Origin of the sequence: Streptomyces sp. AM8-1-1 (assembly GCF_032229325.1) — a bacterium.
Lineage (GTDB): Bacteria > Actinomycetota > Actinomycetes > Streptomycetales > Streptomycetaceae > Streptomyces > Streptomyces achmelvichensis.
This window is the reverse complement of the sequence record NZ_CP135086.1, coordinates 4,614,678-4,635,076: the sequence shown is the minus strand read 5'-3', so window position 1 is coordinate 4,635,076 and position 20,399 is coordinate 4,614,678. Positions and strand designations below refer to the sequence as shown.

Below are 20,399 nucleotides of genomic sequence, written 5' to 3'. Positions count from 1 at the left end.
GTGCGGACGGGCGGGGAGGAGTCCTACTCCCCGCCCACCATCAGGTTCGGGTTGCCGCCCCTGCCCTGCGGCTTGAGCTCGATCTGGATCGTGTGCGTGGTGTCGCGCGCCGCCGATCCGCCGCCGCCCGCGGTGAGCACGCCGATCCTCAGCTCCGCGCGGCCACTGCCCTCGCGCCGCACCTGCACCGCGAACTCCAGATTCACCTTCTCCACACTGAACTTGAGATCGCGGCCCTCGCCCGCGAGCTGCGCCTGCTCCAGCTCGTCCCGGACTTGGCCGATCACCTCGGCGAGCCCCACCACCGCGCCTTCGTCACGCTCAGCCATCGCGCCCCCCGTTCCCTGTAGTTATCGTTGAGCAGTATGAGGGAGCCGTTGCGTACGTCCAACTCATCGTCGCAAGAGGAAAGTTGGCGGGTCTGCCTGTTCCGTACGCAGAACCGTTCCGGACGTCCGCTGGGTGCGGGGGTGCTGCTCCCCGGGGGACTGGTGCTGACCTGCGCCCACACCGTGCTGTCCCGGCCCGGCCTGGACGGCGGTCGCATCCCCTTCGACACGGTGTACGTCGACGTGCCGGCCGCCCCGGGACCGGAGCCCGAACCGCTGCGGGCCCGGGTGCTCCAGGAGTATCTGGTCGAGCCCACCACCGAGTTCGCCGGCGATCTGGCACTGCTCAAGCTCGACCACGAGCCGGCCGTGCCGCATGCCGTGCTGCACCGCCAGGTGCCGGGGCCCGGCAACCCCGTCCATCTGACCGGCTATCCGGAGGACCTGCCGGGCGGCGAGCATCTGACCGCACGGCTGATGGGGCGCGGCGGCCCCGGCCACCGGGCGGAGTGGGTGCAGCTCGACCCCGACGGCGCGCCCTACACCGTCCGCCACGGCTACAGCGGCAGCGGTGTCGTCCACAGCGGCTCACGGCGCCTCCTCGGCATCCTGGCCCACCAGTTCGGCACCCCGGAGGCCCCGGTCCGCCGCGAGCACGCGTACATGATCCCGACCGAGACGGTGCTCAAGCATCTGCCGCTGGAGCGGCTGGGGATCACCGTCACCGGGCCCAAGGCCGTCTCGGCCGGTGTCGCCGTGGCGCCCGAACGGACCGCGTCCGGCCGGGTGCCGGGGCTGCACCGCCGGATGACGCACTGGCTGGACGGCGCTCCGGACACGGACCCGGTCGAGGTGCTGTTCGCGGGCGAGGGCGAGCAGGCGCTGCTGTTCACCATCCGCAGCGCCCTCACCCTCGCCGACCGGGAGCAGAGCCCGCCGTCCGCCTCCGGGAGCACGGCGGGTGAACCGCAGATCGGCGGCATCGACATCGCCGTGGACGCCACCAACCGCACGGCCGACGAGCTCGCCGGGCTGACGGCCGAACGCATCGGTCTCGACAGGGCGCCGTCCTCGGGCGGCCCCCGTACCGCGCTGCTGGAGCGCATCGCCGCGGAGACCCCGCCGCTGAGCACCGCGTTCCTGGCCGTCGACCGCTCGGCGTCGCCGGACGAGGAGATCGTGGCGCTGCTGCGCGCCGTGCTCGCCCGGGACGACAGCCGGCTGCTCCTCGTCTTCAGCGATCCGCAGTCCCCACTGCTGGAGCGGGTGCGCGACGAGCTGCTGGAGGCGGGCTGGCCCGGCACCCGCGTCGAACGGCTGGCGGTCCGGCTGACCCGCCTGGCCGAGACCGAGCAGCGCTTACGGCACCTGCCGCCGTCCGCCGCGCTGCCCCGCCCGCGGCCTCCCGAGGAACAGTCACGCCGGCTGCGGGACGAACTGCGGAGGCTGCGTGAAGGCGGCCCGCTGCACGGCACGAAGGCCCTTCCGCAGGCACTGTTCCAGCTCACCGTCGCCGTCGAGGCCGCGCTGCTGGAGGCGGAGAACGCCGAGGCGGCACTCGCCGGGCCGCAGGGGCCGCGGGACTTCGCCGTGGAGCTCCCCGGCGACGGGCTGACCGATCTGCCGTCCGTGGCCGTGCGCGACCCGGACGCGCTCGTCATCGGCTCCACCGGACACCATCTGACGGGCGGTGACCGGCTGCACCAGCAGTACGAGGTCGTGGGCCCGCTCGGGCAGGGCAGCCACGGCCAGGTCTATCTGGCCCGCGATCTGCTGCTGGACAACCGCCCGGTGGCGCTGAAGGGCATCCTCGACCCGGGCAATCCCGTCGCGGTGCTCCAGGCGCACCGCGAGCGGCTACGGCTGGTCAGCCTCAACCATCCGTCGGTCATCCGGGTGGTCAACTACGCCCGGCATCCGTCGACCTCGGCGGAGTTCATCGTGATGGAGTTCGCCGACGGCGCTCCGCTGGAGTGGGTCGCGGCGCGGATCGCCCAGCACGATCCGCCGTTCTCCGGGCCCCGGCTGCGGGAGTTCATCGTCGTCTACGGACTTCAGATCCTGGACGCGCTCAGCTACCTCCACGACCAGGAGGGCCTCGTCTACGGGGACCTCTCGCTCACGAACGTGCTTCACTGCGGCTGCGGCATCAAGCTCATCGACGTCGCGGGCGTCCGCAGGCCGGGCGATCCGGGTCCGGTCAGCCACCGGCCGCCGGAGACCGGACCGGGCGGGGAGATGACCACCGCGGGCGATCTGTACGGGGTCGGCGCCGTGCTCGGCGACCTGCTCGCGAAGGCTCCGGCGCCGCCCGCAGACCTCGGCACGGAGTCGCTGGAGCGGGCCCTGCGCCGCGCGGTGGCACCCGATCCCAAGCGCCGCTACGCCTCCGCCGACGAGATGTCCCTCCAACTGCGCGGAGTCCTGCGTGAGTTGCGGTCGCTGCGGCTCGGCGAGGAGACCTTCGAGCCCTCACCGCTGTTCGACCCGGCGGCCTCGGCACTGGACGGCCAGCTCGGCAAGGCCCCGCCGCTCGTGCGCTGGCGCTCCGGCAGCGGACTCGCCCTGCCGCTCGGCGCGGGCGTGCCGGGCCCCGCCGAGGTCGCGGTCGCGCTCCCGGTACCGAAGGCGGACCGCGAGGACCCCAACTGGAAGGAGCTCCAGCGCACCTCGTACGCCGACCCGGCCGGTCTGCTCCAGCTCAGCGACGAATGGCTGGGCTCGCCCGAACTGCATCTGCTGCGCTGCCGGCTGCATCTGGAGCTCGCCCGCGACCAGGTGCGGCAGCCCGACAAGCATCTGGTCGCCGCCGGGATGGAGCTGGAGCGGGCGCGCCGGCTGCTCGGCGACCGCGCCCGGTTCGACTGGCGCCTGGACTGGCACCAGGGCCTGAACGAACTCGCGCACGGCAGGCTGCGCCAGGCCCTGAACTGCTTCGACGAGGTCTACAGCGCGATCCCCGGCGAGTACGCGCCCAAACTCGCGCTCGGCTACTGCCACGAGAAACTCGCCGACCTGTGGCGGTCCGGCGAACCGCACACCGCCGAGCACGAGGAGCAGCGCGACCACCACGAGGAGCAGGCCATGCGGTTCTACGACGCGGTCTGGCGGCGCAACCACGCGCTCGGCAGCGCCGCGTTCGGACTCGCCCGCATCCATCTCGCGCGCCGCAGCCCCGACCGGGCCCTGGCCTCGCTGGACGGCGTGCCCCCGGACTCCCGGCACCGCACCGCGGCCCGTACCGCGATGGTCCGCATCCACGCGAGCCTGCCCGCGGACGGCTCCGCGCCGAGCACCGCCTCAGCGGTGCGGGCGTACGCCGCCCTGCGCCGCCTGGTCAGTCACGAAGGACTCACCGACCGGCAGGCCTACGAACGGCTCACCGCGGAACTGCTGGAGCTGCTGCTCGAACTCGTCCGCGGCGCACGGGAGAAGGGCACGGCCGCGGACCCGCTGGCGGAGCTGCGGTCCGCGCTGCCCGCCGCGGCGTCGGTCCCGGCGGGCGAACGGGAGCTGCGCGAGCAACTGTCCGCCTGCTACCGCCGGCTCGCCAAACAGGTGCCCCGCACCGACGACCCGGAGGACGCGGCACTCGCCGAGGCGCTGCTGGACAACGCGTACCGCACCCGGCCGCTGGGCGTGCGCCACCAGCGGGACCGGCGCACCCGCGAACGCGCCCGCCGGACCGCCGGTGACTGGCTCCCCCAGATCGTGCGGCGGCCCCGGACGTCCGGGGAGGAGGCATGACCGCGCTGCGCCCGCCCGAAACCGCCGAGGAGGCGCCGGCCCGGTCGCTGCCGGGCAGTTGGGCCGTGGTGCGGCTGCGCGCGGCACGGACCCGGCTGCGGCCCGCTGCGGTGCGTGGTCTGCACGCGCTGCGGCGGCTGTTCCCCGAGCTGTGGCTGCGGGCGTCGGGACGGGCCGGCGGCGGCACCCCCACCGCCGGGTTCCTGCGCCGGCGGATGGTGGTGCTGCCCGCGCTCGCCGTGATCGCCCTCGCGCTCTCGGGAGCCGCGTACACCGACATCCACGACCGTACGGAACGGCTGCGGGACCGGTGCGCACCGGCGCTGGTGGACCTGGCCCGCGCCCGCACCTCGCTCGAACTGGCCCAGGCGCAGGCCAGTACCCGGCTGAACACCGGTGACCGGCCCGGCATGGTCGCACTCGGCGAGACCTACCGCTCCCGGCTCACGGAAGCCACCCAGAGCCTCGGCCGGGTCGCGCAGTCCGGCGCCCTGCGCAAGGCGCAGGAGCAGGAGCTGCGCGTGGTGTCGGGCCTGGTCGTCGGGTACGGCGACAAGATCGCCTGGGCCGAGCGGCACCGCGCGACGCCCGTGCTGCGCAAGGCCGGTGTCGCCTACGCCGACGACATGCTCCGCGGACGCGTGGGCACGGTGTCCGACAGTGACGAGATGCCGCCGACCTCCATCCTCGACCGCATCGCCGGACTGGAGAGGGAACTGCACCGCGAGAACGACGAGCTGGCGGCCTGGAGCCCGCTGACCCTCACGGCCGCGGCCGCGGCGGCCCTCGCCACCGCCCTTTTCGCCTTCGTCCTCGTCGGCACCTCGGTCTTCCTGCGCGACCGGCTGCGGCTGGTGAGCGTGCAGCTCGCGGCGGCCGCGGTGCCCGTCCTGGTCACTCCGGTCCTGCTCGCCGTGGCCGGGGCGGAGGAGCACGGCGCGCAGGACCAGGTGCGCAGGGACCTCGGCGTACTGGAACGGGTCACGGCCGACCGCGAGGCGCCGCGCCTGATCGAGGCCACCGCACGCCGGACGGACACGGTGATGCGCGGCGCCACCCCCGACACCTGGTCGCTGACGGCGGGCATCGCGTCCGCCGCCGCCGGGACCGGGGCGCTGGCCTGCGGTGTGACGCTCTACCTCTACGTCCGCCCCTATCCGCCCGCCCGCCCCCGACGGAAGTACCCGGACGCATGAAGCGCTTGAGGGCCCTGTTCGCCTGCATCCTTCTGACCGCGGCGGCGCTGACCGCGGGCGGCTGCTCCGACCCGGCCGAGAAACGCACCCTCGTCATCCTCGGCTCGTGGACCGACGGCGAGGAGAAGCCGTTCGTGGACGTCCTGCGCAGCATCGGGAAGCGGACGGGTCTCACCTACGTCTACAAGGGCACCCGCTCGCTGCGCGAGACGCTCGTCGCCCAGCTCCAGGCGGGCGCGCCGCCGGACATGGCGATCCTCAACAGCCCGGGGGACGCCGCCGAGTTCGCCCTCGCCGGGGACGCGTACCCGCTGCCGGAGAAGGTGTCGGGCGCCGCGGTCCCGCCGTGGGCACCGACGGTCACCGTCGAGAACGAGCAGGGCGAGGCCCGTACCCGCGCCTACTGGGCGCCCGTCAGGGTCGATCTCAAGTCCCTGGTGTGGAGCCGCGGGAAGCCGGCCGGCCAGGCGACCAGGGAGCGCCCCTGGTGCCTGGGCCTCGGCTCCGGGGCGACGTCGGGCTGGCCGGGCACCGACTGGATCGAGGACCTGCTGCTCCAGCAGCTGGGCGACACGGAGTACGAGCGGTGGGCGACCGGCGGGATGCCGTGGAAGGAGACCGCGCCGGCCTGGCGGAAGTGGGCCGAGCTGATCGCGGACGGCAAGGGGGACCTCGGCGCGGAGGGGCTCAACTCCTCCTTCGAGCGGCTTCCGGACGGCCGCCGCGGGCTGCTGAAGAGCGGCCGCTGCGACTACGAGCACCAGGGGTCGTTCATCCGCCGCCACTACGACGACGAGGTGCCGCCGGTGCTGCCCACCCCGACCGCCCGCTTCCTCGGCATGAAGTCGGCCGCGGCGGACGGCGCGTACGAGGTCTCGGGCGACATGGCGGCCGTCTTCAGGCCCAGCGCGGCCGCCTGGGACCTGCTCGGCCGGCTCACCTCCCGCCAGGCCCGCGAGGACTGGGTGAAGGCGGCGCCGGCGGGCGAGCGTCCGTTCTTTCCCGGGACCCCGGTCGGCGGCACCCCGCAGTCCGGAAGCACCCTGGCGGTCCAGAAGCTGATCGACGGCTCGCGCCAGATCTGCATGGACGCCTCGGACGCCATGCCCCCGACGCTGCGGGACGCGTTCTACCGCGCCGTCCTGGAGTTCCTGGGCGCCGGGGACAAGGAGAAGGTCCTGCCGGGGCTGCTGGACCAGCTGGAGGCGGAGCGGAAGCTCCAGGAGGCGGAGAACGCCTTCGTCCTGGACGACCTCTGCGACAGCCCGGCGGCGGCACCGTAGCGCCCTGGGTCGGGCGTCGGGCGTCGGGCGTCAGCCGTCAGCCGTCAGGCGTCAGGCGAAGACGACGGTACGGCGGCCGTTGAGCAGGATGCGGTGTTCGGCGTGCCACTTCACCGCGCGGGCCAGCGCCTGGCACTCCACGTCGCGTCCGACCGCCACCAGCTGCTCCGGGGTGACCTCGTGGCCGACCCGCTCGACCTCCTGCTCGATGATCGGGCCCTCGTCGAGGTCGGCCGTCACGTAGTGCGCGGTCGCACCGATCAGCTTCACACCGCGCGCATGCGCCTGGTGGTAGGGCTTGGCGCCCTTGAAGCTCGGCAGGAAGGAGTGGTGGATGTTGATGATCCGGCCGCTGAGCTGCTTGCACAGATCGTCCGAGAGCACCTGCATGTAGCGGGCGAGCACGACCAGCTCGACGTTCTCGGCGTGCACCAGGCTGAGCAGCTGCGCCTCGGCGGCGGCCTTGTTGTCCTTGGTGACCGGAATGTGATGGAACGGCACGTCGTAGGAGGCGACGAGTTCGGCGAAGTCCGTGTGGTTGGAGACGACCGCCGCGATCTCCACCGGCAGCGCGCCGATCCGGGAGCGGAAGAGAAGATCGTTGAGGCAGTGGCCGAACTTGCTGACCATCAGGACGATCCGCATGCGCTCCTCGGCGAGATGGATCTCCCAGTCCATCTGGAAGGCGTCACCGACGGCGGCGAAACTGGCGCGCAGCTTCTCCACGGTCACCGGCGCCTCGGCCGAGAAGTGGACCCTCATGAAGAACAGACCCGTGTCCCGGTCCCCGAACTGCTGACTGTCCTCGATGTTGCAGCCCGTGATGAACAGATAGCTCGACACGGCGTGCACGATGCCCTGTTTGTCGGGGCAGGAGAGCGTCAGGACGTACTGGTCGGTCATCCTCGTAGGGTGCCATATCCGCCACACCGCACCGGACGCCGTCCGTCAGACGGACCGGCCGCAGCGAGCGGGACGGCTCAGGCCGACCGGGTCATGATGCGCAGCACGTCCAGCGAGCGCGGCGGTGCGTCCGGGTCCTCGCCGTCGTTGGCGGCCAGCCGTACGTGCGCGTCACGGGCGGCACGGACCGCCTCCGGCCAGCCGTGGTGCTGCATGTAGGCGGCGACGGCGGCGTCCGCACCCACCTGGTGCATGATGCGCAGCACCCGCAGGACGGCGACGTCGACGAGGGCCGCCTCGTTGGAGTCGCGGAAGATCGTGCCGACGTATTTCTCGGCGGACCAGTTGTCCAGCCAGGTGTCCTCGACCAGCCGGTAGACGGCGTCGGTGACATCGCCGTACCCCTCCCGGCCGGCCAGCCAGGTCTCCTGATGGAAGACGGGGTCGGAGAGCATGTGCAGCGCCGAGCGCACATTGCTGCGCCAACGCCACCAGGGCATGTCAGTAGGGGGCATGTCGCCCATGGTGGAGGAGCGACGCCCGCGACGGGAAGAGGGGACAGGACCTTGCTGCACGCCTTCGATCGTACGTTCCTTTCTCCGCTCCGCCGACAGGCCCCCGCAATTCACCTCCCGGTCACCCGCCGTTGAGCAGTGCACACTGCTCCGTTACCCGGGAGACGGAAATGTGACGCGGCATGACCGGTTGGCGACGTTCCTCCTCCCCCCGCCCCTCATGGACCTCACGGGTTCGCGCCGTACGCATACCTGCGGTGGCAGTGGTGGCCGGAACGTTGCTGGTCACCGGGTGCGGCGTGCTCCCTGGAAGCACGGGGGGCTCCAGGGAGCCCGTCACGGTGATGACCTTCGCGCCGCAGGACACCAAGGCCACCAACATGCCCGGCATGCCCGCCATGGCGAAGGCGTACGCCCGCTGGGTCAACTCCCAGGGCGGCATCGACGGCCACGAGCTGCGCATCATCTCCTGCAACGAGCAGAACACTCCCACCGGCGCGGCCACCTGCGCCCGGCGCGCGGCCAAGGAGGGCGTGGACGCCGTCGTCGGCTCCTACAGCCAGCACGGCGACGCGTTCATGGCCCCGCTGGAGGCCGCCCGCATCCCCTTCATCGGCGGCTTCGGGATATCGGAGGAGGAGTTCACCAGCTACCTCTCCTACCCCGTCAACGGCGGTCAGGCCGCTCTGCTGGCCGGCCAGGGTCTTCAGCTCGCGGACGTGTGCCGCCGGGTCGCCCTGGTACGGCCCAACTCGCTGGCCGGCGACGAACTGCCCGAGCTCCTGAACGCCGGCCTCGCCGGGGCCAGCCGCCGCGCCTCGACCGACATCCTGGCGGCGGAGGACGCGACCGACTACACCCCGCAGGCCGAACAGGCCCGCACAAAGGCGGGTGCCGGAGCGGCGACGGACGACGACGACCGCCCCGGCTGCGTCACGGCGGCACTCGGCGACCGCACCGAGACCTTCATCGACTCGTTCCGCCGACTGCCCGAGGACGACCGCAAGATCAGGGTCTCCTCGGTGCTGAGCAGCGTCAGCCAGTCGCTCATCGACCGCACCGGCGGACGCAACGGCCCACTGGAGGGCGCCTTCCTCACGGGCTGGTACCCGGACGCCGCCGACGCGCGCTGGGAGGAGATGAAGAAGGTAATCAGCACCCACGCCTTCGGCGACAACCGGATCGACCCCGCCGACGCCGGCGTGCAGACCACGTGGATCGCCTACACCGTGCTGAAGACGGTCGTCCAGTCGCTCGACTCGGACGAGATCTCGCCGGGGAAGATCTCCCGCGCCCTCGACACCGGAGTGCAGGTGTCCACGGACGGGCTCACTCCGCCGCTGCGCTGGGAGTACGAGGACATGCTGGGCGTCTCCGGCTTCCCGCGGCTCGTGAACCGGGGCGTGACCTTCCAGGTCGTGCGCGACGGACGGCTGGTGGCGCAGCGAGACAACTTCGTGGATGTCTCGAAGACGCTGACGGCGTCGGTGACCGGATCGGACTGACGCGGCTCAGCCGTCCGAGCTGACCGAAATGCCTGAACTGTGCGGATCCGGCCGACTTCCCTGTCCGGATCCGGCCCGACTTTTCCTTCCGGATCCGGCTGACAGCTTGCCTGTCCGGGTCCGCCCGACGGCTCCCGCGTCCTGATCATCCGTACCGTCCGGACCGGACCGCCCGGACAGGCCGGCTCCTCCCGGTCGTCCGGATCCGGCCGACGCCGGCCTTCGCCGCCGCCCGCCGGACCGTCCGTCCGCGGCCGCCGTTCGCCTACAGCTGGTCGCTGCGGCGCTCGGTGAGCTCGTACTTGGTCGCGATGGAGTTCCAGAGGCCGGACGCCTCCCGCTTGGCCTTGGTGGCCTCACCACTGGCCCGGTTGCCCTGGGCCGACTGTCCCGTGTTGCGGGCCTGCCCGTCCTTGCAGCCCTTCTTGCTCTTCACCTGCGTCGCCCAGACCGCGTAGTGGTCGTCCGCCGAGGCCGACGACTTCCAGGCCTCGTTGAGCGCGGCCGTCAGCTCGGAGTGACGGGGCAGCTTGTCGACGCTCAGCCCCTCCAGCCGGGTCACCAGGCTGCGGCGCTGGTCCGCCGCCCCGCGCAGATCGGTGGACGCCTGGTCGAGGTCCTTGCACTGCTTGATGTTCTCCACCGAACGGATCACCGCCGCCCGGCTGTTGTTGCTGTCGGCGAGGAGCTTGTCGAGCGCCTCGGCCTGCGGCTTCGCCGGATCGTCCGCGGCCTTCGGGGAGTCGTCGTCGGGGACGGACGAGGACGCGGCCACGTTCTCGCCGGCGCCCGGGTCCTCCTTCTTGTCGTCACCGCCGAACACCACCGCGCTGACGCCGAGTCCGAGCACGGCGCAGCCGACGACCACGGCCGCGGCGACGGGCACCCGCGAGGACTTGCGCCGCCGCGACTCCGGCTCCTGCGGCTCGTAGGACGCCGCCCGGCGCTGCCGCGGGGCCTGCTGCTGGTACGCGGGCTGCTGCGGGTCGCTCTCGATACGGGGCAAGTGCTGTGTGGCGTCCGCCATAGGGGCACCCGGGGCGTCCGACCGGAACAGGCTGTCGAACTCCGCCGGGGGCTGCCGCTCGCCGGGCGTCCCGGGCCGGATCCCCAGCGGCGCCCCGCTGGGCGCCGCCGGTACCGGCGGCAGGAACTGAGTGGCCGCCTCGTCCGCGCCGCCCTGCCCGGGCTGCGCTCCCGTGCCGGGCAGCGACCGGGTACCGAGGAAGGTGGTGGACTCGGCCGACGTCTCGGGCGGCAGCGCGCCCGCCGTCACGGGCGGGATGAACTGCGTCGCGTCCGTGGCACTCACGCCCGGGGACGACGCCGGAAGGGCCTGTGGGGGCACCGCGTCCGGCAGGGGCTGCGCCGGGGGCAGCGGCTGCGCCTGGACGCCGTAGGCGGCCTCCGGGGCCTCGCCCCAGCCGCCCTGGGTCCCCTGGGACGGCTGGGGGTCGTAGGACTGCGGAGCCGGCTGCGCGTACGGGTCGGGCCGGTACGGGCCCTGCACGTGCTGCTGACCGCCGTGCTGCTGACCGCCGTGCTGATCCTGTCCGTACCGGCCCTGCCCGTACTGGTCCTGCCCGAACTGCCGGCCCTGGCCGTACTGCTGGTCCTGGCCGTACTGCTGGTCCTGCTGGGCTCCGTAGGCGTCCTGACCCTGCGGCTCCTGTCCGTACCGCTGCGCTCCGTACGGGTCCTCGCCCTGCTGCCCGAAGGCCGGCCCGGGTCTGTGGTCCTGTCTGTGGTCCTGCTGTCCGTACGCGTCGCTCTGCGCCTGCTGCTGCCCCTGCGACGGGCCCCAGGGCTCGCCCCACGGCTGCCCGCCGGCCGGAGCCGCCTGGGCGCCGGAGGCACCTGGTATGAAAGGCTCTGACCCGTCGGCGGGCAGCACGACGCCTTCGTGCGCGGGCCGGGCAGCGGTGTGCCGCTGCTCGTCACCCTGTCCGCTGTGCGTCACCGGGACTCCTACGTGTGGACCTACGGAATCGTCGGTTTACGCTACCGGGTCCGTCAGGCAGCCCGCACACACGTGTGGAAGCAGTAACAAGAAGCGACCGCCCGACGCTGATAACGGCCTGATCCCGGTTCTCAGGCGGCCTGGAGCTCCAGCCGCGCACCGAATTCACGGACCGCCGGCTCGTCCGCGTACGGCTCCAGACGCTGCTGGAGATCGTCCAGATACTCCGCGCCCCTGCTGGAGCGCAGCCCGCCCAGCAGCTCCACCGCGCGCGTCCCCGTGTGGCAGGCCTGTTCGACCTCACGCTGCTGGACCTGCGCCGTCGCGAGCAGAACCAGCCCGATGGCCCGTCGCCTCGCCCGTGACTCGGGATGGCCGTCCAGCGCGTCCGTGGCATGGTGCGCGGCCGCCTCGGGTTGGCCCAGATCGCGGTAGCAGTGCGCCAGTTCGTCCGCGAGATAGGCGTGGTCGAAGTGGGCGATCCACGCCGGGTCGTCGCCGGTCCGCGGTTCGGCGCGCTCCAGCGCCGCCTGCGCCCTGCCGGCCACCGTCCGACAGGTGTGGGCGTCCCCGAGGAGGGCGTGTCCGCGTGCCTCGGCCGCGAGGAACATCGCCTCGGCCCGCGGGGTGACGTGTCCCCGGGCGCCTTCCTGCGCGGCCCTTGCGAGCTGGGCGATCTCCCGGGGGTTGCCCAGCTGGGCGGCGAGATGGCTCATGGAGGCGGCCAGTACATAGCCGCCGTAGGCGCGGTCACCGGCCGCCTGGGCGAGCCGCAGCGCCTGGATGTAGTAGCGCTGGGCGAGCCCGGGCTGTCCGGTGTCGACGGCCATGTACCCGGCGAGCTCGGTCAACCGCGCGACGGCCGCGAACAGTTCGCGGCCGACCGATTCGCGGTAGGACCCCGACAGCAGCCCGGACACCACGGAGTTGAGGTAGTGCACGACGACCGGACGGACATGGCCGCTGCCGAACCGGTGGTCCAGGTCGGTGAGGGCGGCCGTCATCGCCCGTACCGCCTCGACGTCCGAGACGCCCACCCGGGAGCCGGCGGTGCGCGCCACCTGGGTGTCCGCGCCGGTGATCAGCCAGTCACGGCTCGGTTCGACGAGCGCGGAGGCCGCGACGGCGGAACCGGACAGGAAGTCGCGCCGACCGACGTCGCTGCGCCACAGCTCGCAGACCTGCTCGATGGCGCCCAGCACGGTCGGCGAGAACTGGAGCCCGACGCCCGAGGCCAGGTTCTTGCCGTTGGCCATGCCGATCTCGTCGATCGTGACCGTCCGTCCCAGTTTCCGCCCCAGCGCCTCGGCGATGATCCCGGGCGCCCGGCCGCGCGGCTGCTGGCCCCGCAGCCAGCGCGCCACCGATGTCTTGTCGTAGCGCAGGTCCAACCCGCGCTCCGTGCCGACCATGTTGACGCGTCGTGCCAGCCCCGCATTCGAGCACCCGGCTTCCTGGATGAGTGCCTGCAAGCGTTCGTTCGGCTGTCGTGCGACGAGAGGCCTGGCTGCCATGACTACCCCCTGAGGCCTGCGGTGATCCACGCAGTGATCACTGCCCGGCTGATATACGGAGAATGCAGACTTGAGCGACTTGGTCTCTTTTTTCCGGAAGCCACGCGAGGCGCGCGCTCCCCCCGGCCGACGGCGCGTCCCCCTGCCGACGGCCCCTGCGAGTGGCTACCCGCTCCTCGTGGCCCGGCCGCGTGCGCGCCCCCGTCCATGCACCGATGCGCCCCGCATGCAGGATCGATGCTGCGCGGGCCGGCGCGGGACGCCCGTAACCCGTGGTGACGGCGGGAGTTGAGAGTGACGTGGAAGAGACCATGGGAGTCACCGAAGCCGCCCCGATCCCGCAGCAGCGCGGTGAGCAGCTGCTGGACCATGCCGTGCGGTACGCGGAAGAGCGGCACTGGGACGTGTTTCCCGGCACCTGGCTGGAGGCGGTTGAGGGCCGCGAGCTGTGCTCGTGCGGCGACACCGGCTGCCCGTTCCCCGGCGCGCACCCGGCGCGGCCGGACTGGGCGAACCAGGCCACCGGCAGCGCGGTCGCCGCCCGCCGCCTGTGGTCGAAGACGCCGAGGGCATCGATCCTGCTGCCGACGGGCCGTACCTTCGACGCCCTGGACGTCTCCGAGTCGGCTGGCTTCCTGGCCCTCGCCCGGCTGGAGCGGATGGATCTGCCCCTCGGTCCGGTGACCTGCACCCCCGACCGCCGCATGCTCTTCTTCGTCCTGCCGGGCGCGGCCCCCAAGATCCCCGAGCTGGTCCGCACGCTGGGCTGGGCGCCGTCCTCCATCGATCTGGTCGCCCGCGGCGAGGGCCACTACGTCGCCGCCCCGCCCACCAGGGTCGGCGGCCACGGCACGGTGCAGTGGGTCCGCCGCCCCACCCCGGCGAACCGCTGGCTGCCGGACGTGGACGAACTGCTGAGCCCGCTGGCGTACGCCTGCGGCCGCGAGGCGGCGGCGGAGCGCGCCCGACGCGGCTAGGTCCGCCGCCGGGGTGTCGGCGGGTGCGTCACCTCGGCCGCTGCGCGGCTGCCGCTCCCCCGCCCGCCGTACATATGGTGGACCTCGTACGTACGGGGAACACCGAAAGGCGGGGATCATGCCGGACGAGCAGGTGGCGACAGGCGCCGACGGGGCGGCGCCCGCCGTCCGGGTCGAGGGTCTGTGGAAGCGGTTCGGCGAGCAGATCGCCGTCGCCGGCATCGACCTCACCCTCCCCGCCGGGAAATTTATCGGCCTGGTCGGACCGAACGGCGCCGGCAAGACGACCACCCTGTCGATGGTCACCGGGCTGCTCCGCCCCGATCAGGGCCGGATCGAGGTCGCCGGCAGCGACGTCTGGCGCGACCCCGTCGAGGTCAAGGCGCGGATCGGGGTGCTGCCGGAGGGCCTGCGGCTGTTCGAGCGTCTCTCCGGGCGTGAACTGCTCGCCTACAGCGGGCGGTTGCGGGGACTGCCGGGCGAGGAGGTCGACAAGCGCGCCGCCCAGCTGCTCGACGTCCTGGATCTCGCCGGCTCGCAGCACAAGCTGGTCGTCGACTACTCGACCGGTATGCGCAAGAAGATCGGGCTGGCATCCGCTCTGCTGCACAACCCCGAAGTGCTGTTCCTGGACGAGCCGTTCGAGGGCGTCGACCCGGTCTCGGCGCAGACGATCCGCGGGGTGCTCGAGCGGTACACCGCCTCGGGGGCGACGGTCGTCTTCTCCAGCCATGTGATGGAGCTCGTGGAGTCGCTGTGCGACTGGGTCGCGGTCATGGCCGCCGGCCGTATCGTCGCCCAGGGACCGCTCGCGCAGGTACGCGGTGACGCACCCTCCCTCCAGAGCGCGTTCCTGGAGCTGGTCGGGGCGAACGGCCGCGACACCGCGCAGTCGCTGGACTGGCTCGGCGGCGGTGCCCGGTGAGCACCGCGCACCTCTCGCGGATCTTCGTCCGGCTGAAGCTGGCGCTGCTGCGCAACGGCCTGCGCCAGTCCTCCACCCGGACCGCCGCCTTCGTCGCCTCCCTCGTGGTGACGCTGCTCCTCGCAGCCGGGCAGCTGCTCGGACTGATCCTGCTGCGCGGCACCGACCACGCGGCCTCGCTGGTCGTCCTGCTGACGGCCGTCCTGGCGCTCGGCTGGGCCGTGATGCCGCTGTTCTTCCCGAGCGGCGACGAGACGCTCGACCCGACGCGGCTGGTGATGCTGCCGCTGCGGCCGCAGCCGCTGGTCTTCGCACTGCTGGCGGCCTCGCTGGTCGGCATCGGTCCGCTGTTCACCGTCTGTCTGGTGGTGGGGTCGGCGATCGCGCTCGCCCACGGCGCCTTCGCCGTGCTGGTCGCCGTCGTCGCCGTCCCGCTCGCACTCCTGGTGTGCGTGGCCCTGGCCCGTACGGTCGCGGCGGGCAACATCCGGCTGCTGACCTCGCGCAAGGGCCGCGACCTGGCGTTGCTGAGCGGACTGGTGATCGCGGTCGGCATCCAGGTCGTCAATTTCGGCGCCCAGCGGCTGGGCGAGTCGGGCGGCCTCTCGGCGCTCGACCCCGCGGCGGGGATCGTCGGGTGGATCCCGCCCGCCTCGGCCATTGCCGCGATCGGCTCCGCGAGCGACGGTTCGTACGCGGTGGCACTGGAACAGCTCGCCCTGTCGGTGGTGGCCCTGTTCGTCCTGCTGTGGTCCTGGCAGCGCAGTCTGACCAAGCTGATGACGGCGCCGGACGGTTCGACCCTCGCGGCGGCCTCGGAGCCGACGCGCAAGGAGTCGTCGACCGGTCTGCACCGGCTGCTGCCCGAGGGCCGTACGAGCACGGTGATGCAGCGCAGTCTGCGCTATGTGTGGCGGGACCCGAAGACCAAGGCGGCCTGGGTGACGGCGCTGGCGATCGGTCTGATCGTGCCGGTGTTCAACGCCCTCCAGGGCACCGGCTCCCTGTACTTCGCCTGTTTCGCGGCGGGGATGCTCGGCATCCAGATGTACAACCAGTTCGGCCAGGACACCTCCGCGTTCTGGATGGTGGCGCAGACGATCTCGTCCACGAAGGACGCGTACGCCGAACTCCGCGCCCGGGCCCTGGCGTTGCTGCTGGTCACCCTCCCGTACACGGTTCTGGTCACCGTCCTCACCGCCGCTCTGCTCGGCAACTGGCGGGCGCTGCCCGAGGTCATGGGCCTGTCCTTCGCGCTGCTGGGCGCCATGCTGGCGACCGGCGCCGTGTCGTCGGCCCGCTTCCCGTACTCGATCCCGCAGGACAGCGCGTACAAGAACGTGGCGCCCGGACAGGCCGGGCTGGCCTGGATCTCGATCTTCGGCGGCATGATCTCCGCGGCCGTGCTGTGTGCACCTGTGATCGTTCTGACGGTCTGGATGCACGCGGCGAACGAGGAGTCGAGCCTGTGGGTGCTGCTCCCCGCCGGGGCGGCGTACGGACTGCTGATCGGCTGGGCAGGCGTGCGTGTCGCGGCCCCGCAGACGGCGAACCGGCTGCCGGAGATCCTGGCCGCTGTCAGCAAGGGGTGACCGGGGGTGACGGCGGCGGCTTCGCACCCGTGACGTAGGTTGACCGCCATGTCGACGCCGCCGCATCAGCCGCCACAGCAGGGGGGTTACGGAACCCCGAACCCCTACGGGGCGCAAAGCCCGTACGGACAGCCGCAGTTCCCGCAGCAGGCTCCGTACCCGCAGCACCCCCAGCAGGGGCACCCCCAGCCGGGCTACGGAGGGCAGCCGCCGCATCCTCAGCCACCGTACGCCCAGCAGCCGTACCCGGGGCCGGGCGGACCCGGGGGCTGGGGCGCGCCGCCCCAGCCGAAGAAGAAGAACAACGCGGGCCTGATCGTCGGCATCACCCTCGCCGTCATCGCGGCGGTGCTGGGCCTCTCGTGGTTCGGGAACAACGTCGTCGGAGGTGGCGAGAGCTTCCCGGCCGCGGAGTACCGCCTCACCGTGCCGCCGACGCTGCTCGACGGGAAGTACAAGCTGGCCGACGACCGTTCCGCCGCGACGCAGGATCAGCTGGCGGGCACGAGCGAGAAGACCATCAAGGACGCCAAGTCGACGGTGGCGCAGTACACATCGGCCTCGGGCACCGGGGTGCTGGTCATCTCCGGCCTGCACGGCCGCATCGCCGACCCGGACGCGGCCCGCGACAAGCTGCTCTCGGGCGCCGAGGACGCCGACGGCACCACCGTCGCCGTCCCGGCGAAGGACGTCACTCCGGCGGGGTCGGAGGTGCCGGTGAGCTGCCAGGTCCTGGTGACCGAGCAGGCGGGCGGCGGCGGCAAGGCCACGCTTCCCATGTGCGCGTGGGCGGACGACAACACCAGTGCGTCCGTCGCGCTGGTCACCCCGGAGACCGCCACCAAGTCCCCCGAGGAGATCGACCTCAAGGCCGTCGCCGAGGCGACGGTGAAGGTCCGTGAGGAGACCCGCCGGCCGATCGGCTGACGGGTCTCCTCACGGACACGGACGGTCAGTTGGCCAGCAGGCCCTCCAGGACGTGTGTGTCCGGAAGGGGCCTGCGGGCCTGGCCCGGCGCCGGGCAGCGCGGGTCGAGCCGCAGCCTCGCGAGGTCGCGCCCCGCCACGCCCCAGGCGTGCGGGGAGTACCGCTCCCAGGCCAGCTGCGGCGGGTTGTACCAGCCGTCGCCGAGCCCGCCGAGCATGAACTGCGCCTCGGCCAGGTCGGGTCCGAGCCGGTAGACGAGACCGCCGAAGATCGACGCGAACACATGGCCGTCGTGCACGCTGAGTTCGCCGTAGCTCGGCAGCCGGCCCGTCCGGATCACGGTGCGGGTGGCCAGGTCCATGGCGAACCAGGCGCCCGCGAGCCGCTTGTAGACCCCGTAGAGCACACCGTCGGACACCGCGACGTGCTGAAGGCTCGCGTAGCCCTCGATGGGCGTGACCTCCCACAGCACTTCACGCCGCGTCAGGTCGAAGGCGGCGATCGTGGCGCTGGGCCGGGTCGGCGGGACGCTGCCTCCGCCCCAGGTGTCGCCCGCGAGATAGGCGATCCTGCGGCCCCGCCGGTCGTCCAGCGCGAGGGACATCACGCTCTGGTCGGTGATCACGTCCTTGTAGACCGTGATCTTGCGCCGCCGCCGGTCGAGCGAGGTCAGCGCACCCTTGAGCAGACCGACCCCCGGGGCCGAGGCCACCAGCAGCAGATCCTGGTCGCGCACATGCGCCATGTCCGTCGGGCGCTGCTGGTCGTGGTCGATGAAGCCGAGCGATCTGACCCTTCCGCGGTCCGGGTCGAGCTCCAGCAGCTCGGTGCTCGGGTACATCGCCGCGTACAGCCTGCTGCCCACGACCTGGAGCTGTTTGGGCTCCCCCGCGACGCTGGTGCGCCGGGAGGTGCGGGTGCCGCGCGTGGTCGTGCGATGGGTGGTGATGGAGAAGTGCCCGCCGACATGGACGACGCCGCGCGACTCGTACGCCATGGACTGCACCGGGTCGGGCCCGGACAGACCGGCGTCGATCAGTTCCACTATCTCCGACTGCTTGCTCTCCAGGTTCAGCCACCAGAGCCGGCCGCTGCCCGCCGCGCCGAGCAGTGTCGTGGCGTCGAGCGGGACCACGGCGCGGTGTTCGTCGCCGGGCGTCGGGGCGGCGACGGGGACGAGCGTGTCGCCGTCGCGCCGGTAGACGGTCCCGGTCGGGCGGCCGACGCAGTACAGCGTGCCGTCCGCCGTCATGGTCATCGCGTCGAGCAGCCGCTCGGCGGCGGGTGTGGCGATCACCTTCGCGTCACTGCCGTCGGGTGCCATGTCGACGAGGTACTTCGTGAGCGCCGCGATCACCCGGCCGTCGCGGGCGATGATGGCGGCCGCGCCGCCGTACGGGGTGGGGGTGATGTTGGTCTTGGCGCCCGTGGTGCGGTCGTAGGCGACGACGTAACCGGACGGCAGCGTTCCCGCGTATACGAAACGGTCGTCGGCCGCGATCGCACGGACGTACTGCTGGCCGGCGAACGCCACGCCGAGATTACGCAGCGTGCCGGTGGAGGGCTTGTACTCCCACACCTCACCGCGGGGCGAAGTCCCCGCGTAGACGGTGCCGTCGGGCGCGGTCGTCAGACACCAGACGAAGCCGCCGGACGGACCGATCGTGCCGATGAGCGCGACCTGGCCGGTCGCGGGGTCGAAGCGGTAGATGTCCGGGAACGGATACGTCCCCGCGTAGATGTGCCCGCCCGAGACCGTCGTCGCCCAGCCGCCCTCACCGCGGTTGAGCCTGACGGCCCTGGTGAGCGTCTTGGACGGAAGGTCGATCTCGCCGAGCACCGGAGGGTTCTGACCGCGGGCGACGACGTACGCCTTGTCGCCGAGAACGGTCATGCCGACGATCGCCGCGGTCAGCGACGCGACGCCGTACATCGCGATCGTGGGGCCCGAGCAGGGATCGCTCGTGCCGGATGCGCCTGCTCTGTCTGCCGCCTCGGCACTCGCCTCGGCGGGGAAAAGGGACTGTCCCGCCACGGATGCCAGGGTGAACCCGGCTCCTGCCTGCAGTAACCGCCTGCGTTCCATGCGTCCTCCCCAGAGAATCGGACCACCGGGACACCATGCCTGGCGGGGCTCCACAGCGGAAGCTGCCGAACGAGCCTCGCGTTTGCGGGCGTCGGATGATCAACGCGGCACGGCGGCGCAGGTTACGAATGATCCCGTTTTCTGATGTATTCGAGGGAAACGCAGGCCTATGACCACACTTTCGGCAAGGTCAACGGTCTTTAGAAGGCAACACTTTCCAGTCAAAGCCTGCTGTCCGAAGAAACGTACCGCCATGACATCACCGCAGGTCAAACGGTAGTTCTCTGTTGGACCACCACAGATCATCCACATGGTGGACGGTGTTATGCGAGGACTCGAACCCGGTGCGAGCTGCCCGAACGGTCATTCGGTCACCTCAGTTCGCACGTATGCGGCCGGAAAGAAGCGCCGCATGTGCGTTCACTGTGCGCATACGCAAGACTCCCGAACGCAATCAACCCCCGAATGCAGGAGATTCACCGATGCGTTACATCCGCAACACGATCGCCACAACTGCCGCCCTGCTGCTGAGCGGTGCCGCCCTCTCCACCGCGCACGCCGCGCCCGCCGCGCCGACCGCGCAGCCGGCCGGTGCCAACAGCCTCTATGCCCCCTCCGCGCTGGTGCTGAGCATCGGCAAGGGCGAGGAGGCGGCGACCGCGACCGTCGAGCGTGCGGTCACCCTCACTTGTACCCCGCGTGCAGACGGCAGCCACCCGGCGCCGGTCGCAGCGTGCCGTGAACTGCGCGCGGTGGACGGTGAGTTCTCGGCCCTGAAGTCTTCGCCTTCGCACACGATGTGTACGCGCCAGTGGGACCCGGTCGTGGTCACGGCGACCGGCGTGTGGCAGGGACAGCACGTGTCGTGGTCGGAGACCTACGGCAACCGCTGCGAGATGGAGGGCAGCCTCGCCGAGGGTGCGGTCTTCTCCTTCTGACG

Annotated in this window: 16 protein-coding genes; 10 read left to right on the top strand and 6 right to left on the bottom strand. The window is 72.0% G+C overall.

All coding sequences use genetic code 11. From position 1 onward, the window contains the following. Positions 1-23 precede the first annotated feature (23 nt). Positions 24-329, bottom strand: coding sequence for a trypco2 family protein (locus RPQ07_RS20980; protein ID WP_313945708.1), 306 nt, complete (start codon positions 327-329; stop codon positions 24-26). A gap of 141 nt (positions 330-470) precedes the next feature. On the opposite strand from RPQ07_RS20980, the gene RPQ07_RS20975 reads away from it, so the two are divergent. Genes RPQ07_RS20975 through RPQ07_RS20965 form a run of 3 tightly spaced genes read left to right on the top strand, consistent with a single transcriptional unit; the run spans position 471 to position 6,555 of the window. Continuing rightward, positions 471-4,076, top strand: coding sequence for a tetratricopeptide repeat protein (locus RPQ07_RS20975; RefSeq protein WP_313945707.1), 3,606 nt, complete (start codon positions 471-473; stop codon positions 4,074-4,076). Then, a complete protein-coding gene (locus tag RPQ07_RS20970; RefSeq protein WP_313945706.1) occupies positions 4,073-5,272 on the top strand; it encodes a hypothetical protein in 1,200 nt (399 codons plus the stop codon). The genes RPQ07_RS20975 and RPQ07_RS20970 overlap by 4 nt, the downstream gene beginning before the upstream one ends. Beyond that, a complete protein-coding gene (locus RPQ07_RS20965; protein ID WP_313945705.1) occupies positions 5,269-6,555 on the top strand; it encodes an extracellular solute-binding protein in 1,287 nt (428 codons plus the stop codon). The genes RPQ07_RS20970 and RPQ07_RS20965 overlap by 4 nt, the downstream gene beginning before the upstream one ends. A gap of 51 nt (positions 6,556-6,606) precedes the next feature. Here RPQ07_RS20965 and purU read toward each other — a convergent pair whose 3' ends face one another. After that, positions 6,607-7,458, bottom strand: a complete 852-nt coding sequence (gene purU / locus RPQ07_RS20960; RefSeq protein WP_313945704.1) for a formyltetrahydrofolate deformylase — start codon at positions 7,456-7,458, stop codon at positions 6,607-6,609. 77 nt (positions 7,459-7,535) lie between these two features. Next, positions 7,536-7,982: an SCO4402 family protein gene (locus tag RPQ07_RS20955; RefSeq protein WP_313948963.1), complete on the bottom strand. Its 447-nt coding sequence runs from the start codon at positions 7,980-7,982 to the stop codon at positions 7,536-7,538. 173 nt (positions 7,983-8,155) lie between these two features. Here RPQ07_RS20955 and RPQ07_RS20950 point away from each other — a divergent pair, with 173 nt between their 5' ends. Next, positions 8,156-9,478 (top strand): ABC transporter substrate-binding protein, encoded by a 1,323-nt coding sequence (locus RPQ07_RS20950; protein WP_313945703.1) that lies wholly within the window; start codon positions 8,156-8,158, stop codon positions 9,476-9,478. Between the two features lie 265 nt (positions 9,479-9,743). Here RPQ07_RS20950 and RPQ07_RS20945 read toward each other — a convergent pair whose 3' ends face one another. Continuing rightward, positions 9,744-10,988 carry a hypothetical protein gene (locus tag RPQ07_RS20945; protein WP_313945702.1) on the bottom strand — a complete coding sequence of 415 codons (1,245 nt, stop codon included), beginning with the start codon at positions 10,986-10,988 and terminating at the stop codon, positions 9,744-9,746. On the opposite strand from RPQ07_RS20945, the gene RPQ07_RS20940 reads away from it, so the two are divergent. Then, complete coding sequence (locus tag RPQ07_RS20940; protein ID WP_313945701.1) at positions 10,989-11,354, top strand: hypothetical protein; 366 nt, start codon at positions 10,989-10,991, stop codon at positions 11,352-11,354. A gap of 215 nt (positions 11,355-11,569) precedes the next feature. On the opposite strand, the gene RPQ07_RS20935 is transcribed toward RPQ07_RS20940, so the two are convergent. Beyond that, positions 11,570-12,952 (bottom strand): transcriptional regulator, encoded by a 1,383-nt coding sequence (locus RPQ07_RS20935; protein WP_313945700.1) that lies wholly within the window; start codon positions 12,950-12,952, stop codon positions 11,570-11,572. 311 nt (positions 12,953-13,263) lie between these two features. On the opposite strand from RPQ07_RS20935, the gene RPQ07_RS20930 reads away from it, so the two are divergent. The 4 genes from RPQ07_RS20930 (at position 13,264) to RPQ07_RS20915 (ending at position 17,373) form a co-directional block, all read left to right on the top strand. After that, positions 13,264-13,929 carry a bifunctional DNA primase/polymerase gene (locus RPQ07_RS20930; protein WP_313945699.1) on the top strand — a complete coding sequence of 222 codons (666 nt, stop codon included), beginning with the start codon at positions 13,264-13,266 and terminating at the stop codon, positions 13,927-13,929. Between the two features lie 118 nt (positions 13,930-14,047). Continuing rightward, positions 14,048-14,854: an ABC transporter ATP-binding protein gene (locus tag RPQ07_RS20925; RefSeq protein ID WP_313945698.1), complete on the top strand. Its 807-nt coding sequence runs from the start codon at positions 14,048-14,050 to the stop codon at positions 14,852-14,854. After that, a complete protein-coding gene (locus tag RPQ07_RS20920; protein ID WP_313945697.1) occupies positions 14,851-16,446 on the top strand; it encodes a transporter in 1,596 nt (531 codons plus the stop codon). Before RPQ07_RS20925 ends, RPQ07_RS20920 begins: the two co-directional genes overlap by 4 nt. Positions 16,447-16,494: 48 nt before the next feature. Further along, on the top strand, positions 16,495-17,373 hold the full coding sequence (locus RPQ07_RS20915; protein WP_313945696.1) for a hypothetical protein: 879 nt from the start codon (positions 16,495-16,497) through the stop codon (positions 17,371-17,373). Between the two features lie 25 nt (positions 17,374-17,398). Here RPQ07_RS20915 and RPQ07_RS20910 read toward each other — a convergent pair whose 3' ends face one another. Beyond that, entirely contained in the window at positions 17,399-19,408 is a 2,010-nt protein-coding gene (locus RPQ07_RS20910; protein ID WP_313945695.1) for a hypothetical protein, read from the bottom strand. 533 nt (positions 19,409-19,941) lie between these two features. Between RPQ07_RS20910 and RPQ07_RS20905 the strand changes: the two genes are divergently transcribed. Continuing rightward, a complete protein-coding gene (locus tag RPQ07_RS20905) occupies positions 19,942-20,397 on the top strand; it encodes a subtilase-type protease inhibitor (RefSeq protein WP_313945694.1) in 456 nt (151 codons plus the stop codon). Positions 20,398-20,399 lie beyond the last annotated feature (2 nt).

Bases quoted from the DNA above. Each gene is read 5' to 3' on its own strand.
- RPQ07_RS20980 (WP_313945708.1), bottom strand. From the start codon at position 329: ATGGCTGAGCGTGACGAAGGCGCGGTGGTGGGGCTCGCCGAGGTGATC.
- RPQ07_RS20970 (WP_313945706.1), top strand. From the start codon at position 4,073: ATGACCGCGCTGCGCCCGCCCGAAACCGCCGAGGAGGCGCCGGCCCGG.
- RPQ07_RS20965 (WP_313945705.1), top strand. From the start codon at position 5,269: ATGAAGCGCTTGAGGGCCCTGTTCGCCTGCATCCTTCTGACCGCGGCG.
- purU (WP_313945704.1), bottom strand. From the start codon at position 7,458: ATGACCGACCAGTACGTCCTGACGCTCTCCTGCCCCGACAAACAGGGC.
- RPQ07_RS20955 (WP_313948963.1), bottom strand. From the start codon at position 7,982: ATGGGCGACATGCCCCCTACTGACATGCCCTGGTGGCGTTGGCGCAGC.
- RPQ07_RS20950 (WP_313945703.1), top strand. From the start codon at position 8,156: ATGACCGGTTGGCGACGTTCCTCCTCCCCCCGCCCCTCATGGACCTCA.
- RPQ07_RS20935 (WP_313945700.1), bottom strand. From the start codon at position 12,952: ATGGCAGCCAGGCCTCTCGTCGCACGACAGCCGAACGAACGCTTGCAG.
- RPQ07_RS20930 (WP_313945699.1), top strand. From the start codon at position 13,264: ATGGGAGTCACCGAAGCCGCCCCGATCCCGCAGCAGCGCGGTGAGCAG.
- RPQ07_RS20925 (WP_313945698.1), top strand. From the start codon at position 14,048: ATGCCGGACGAGCAGGTGGCGACAGGCGCCGACGGGGCGGCGCCCGCC.
- RPQ07_RS20915 (WP_313945696.1), top strand. From the start codon at position 16,495: ATGTCGACGCCGCCGCATCAGCCGCCACAGCAGGGGGGTTACGGAACC.
- RPQ07_RS20905 (WP_313945694.1), top strand. From the start codon at position 19,942: ATGCGTTACATCCGCAACACGATCGCCACAACTGCCGCCCTGCTGCTG.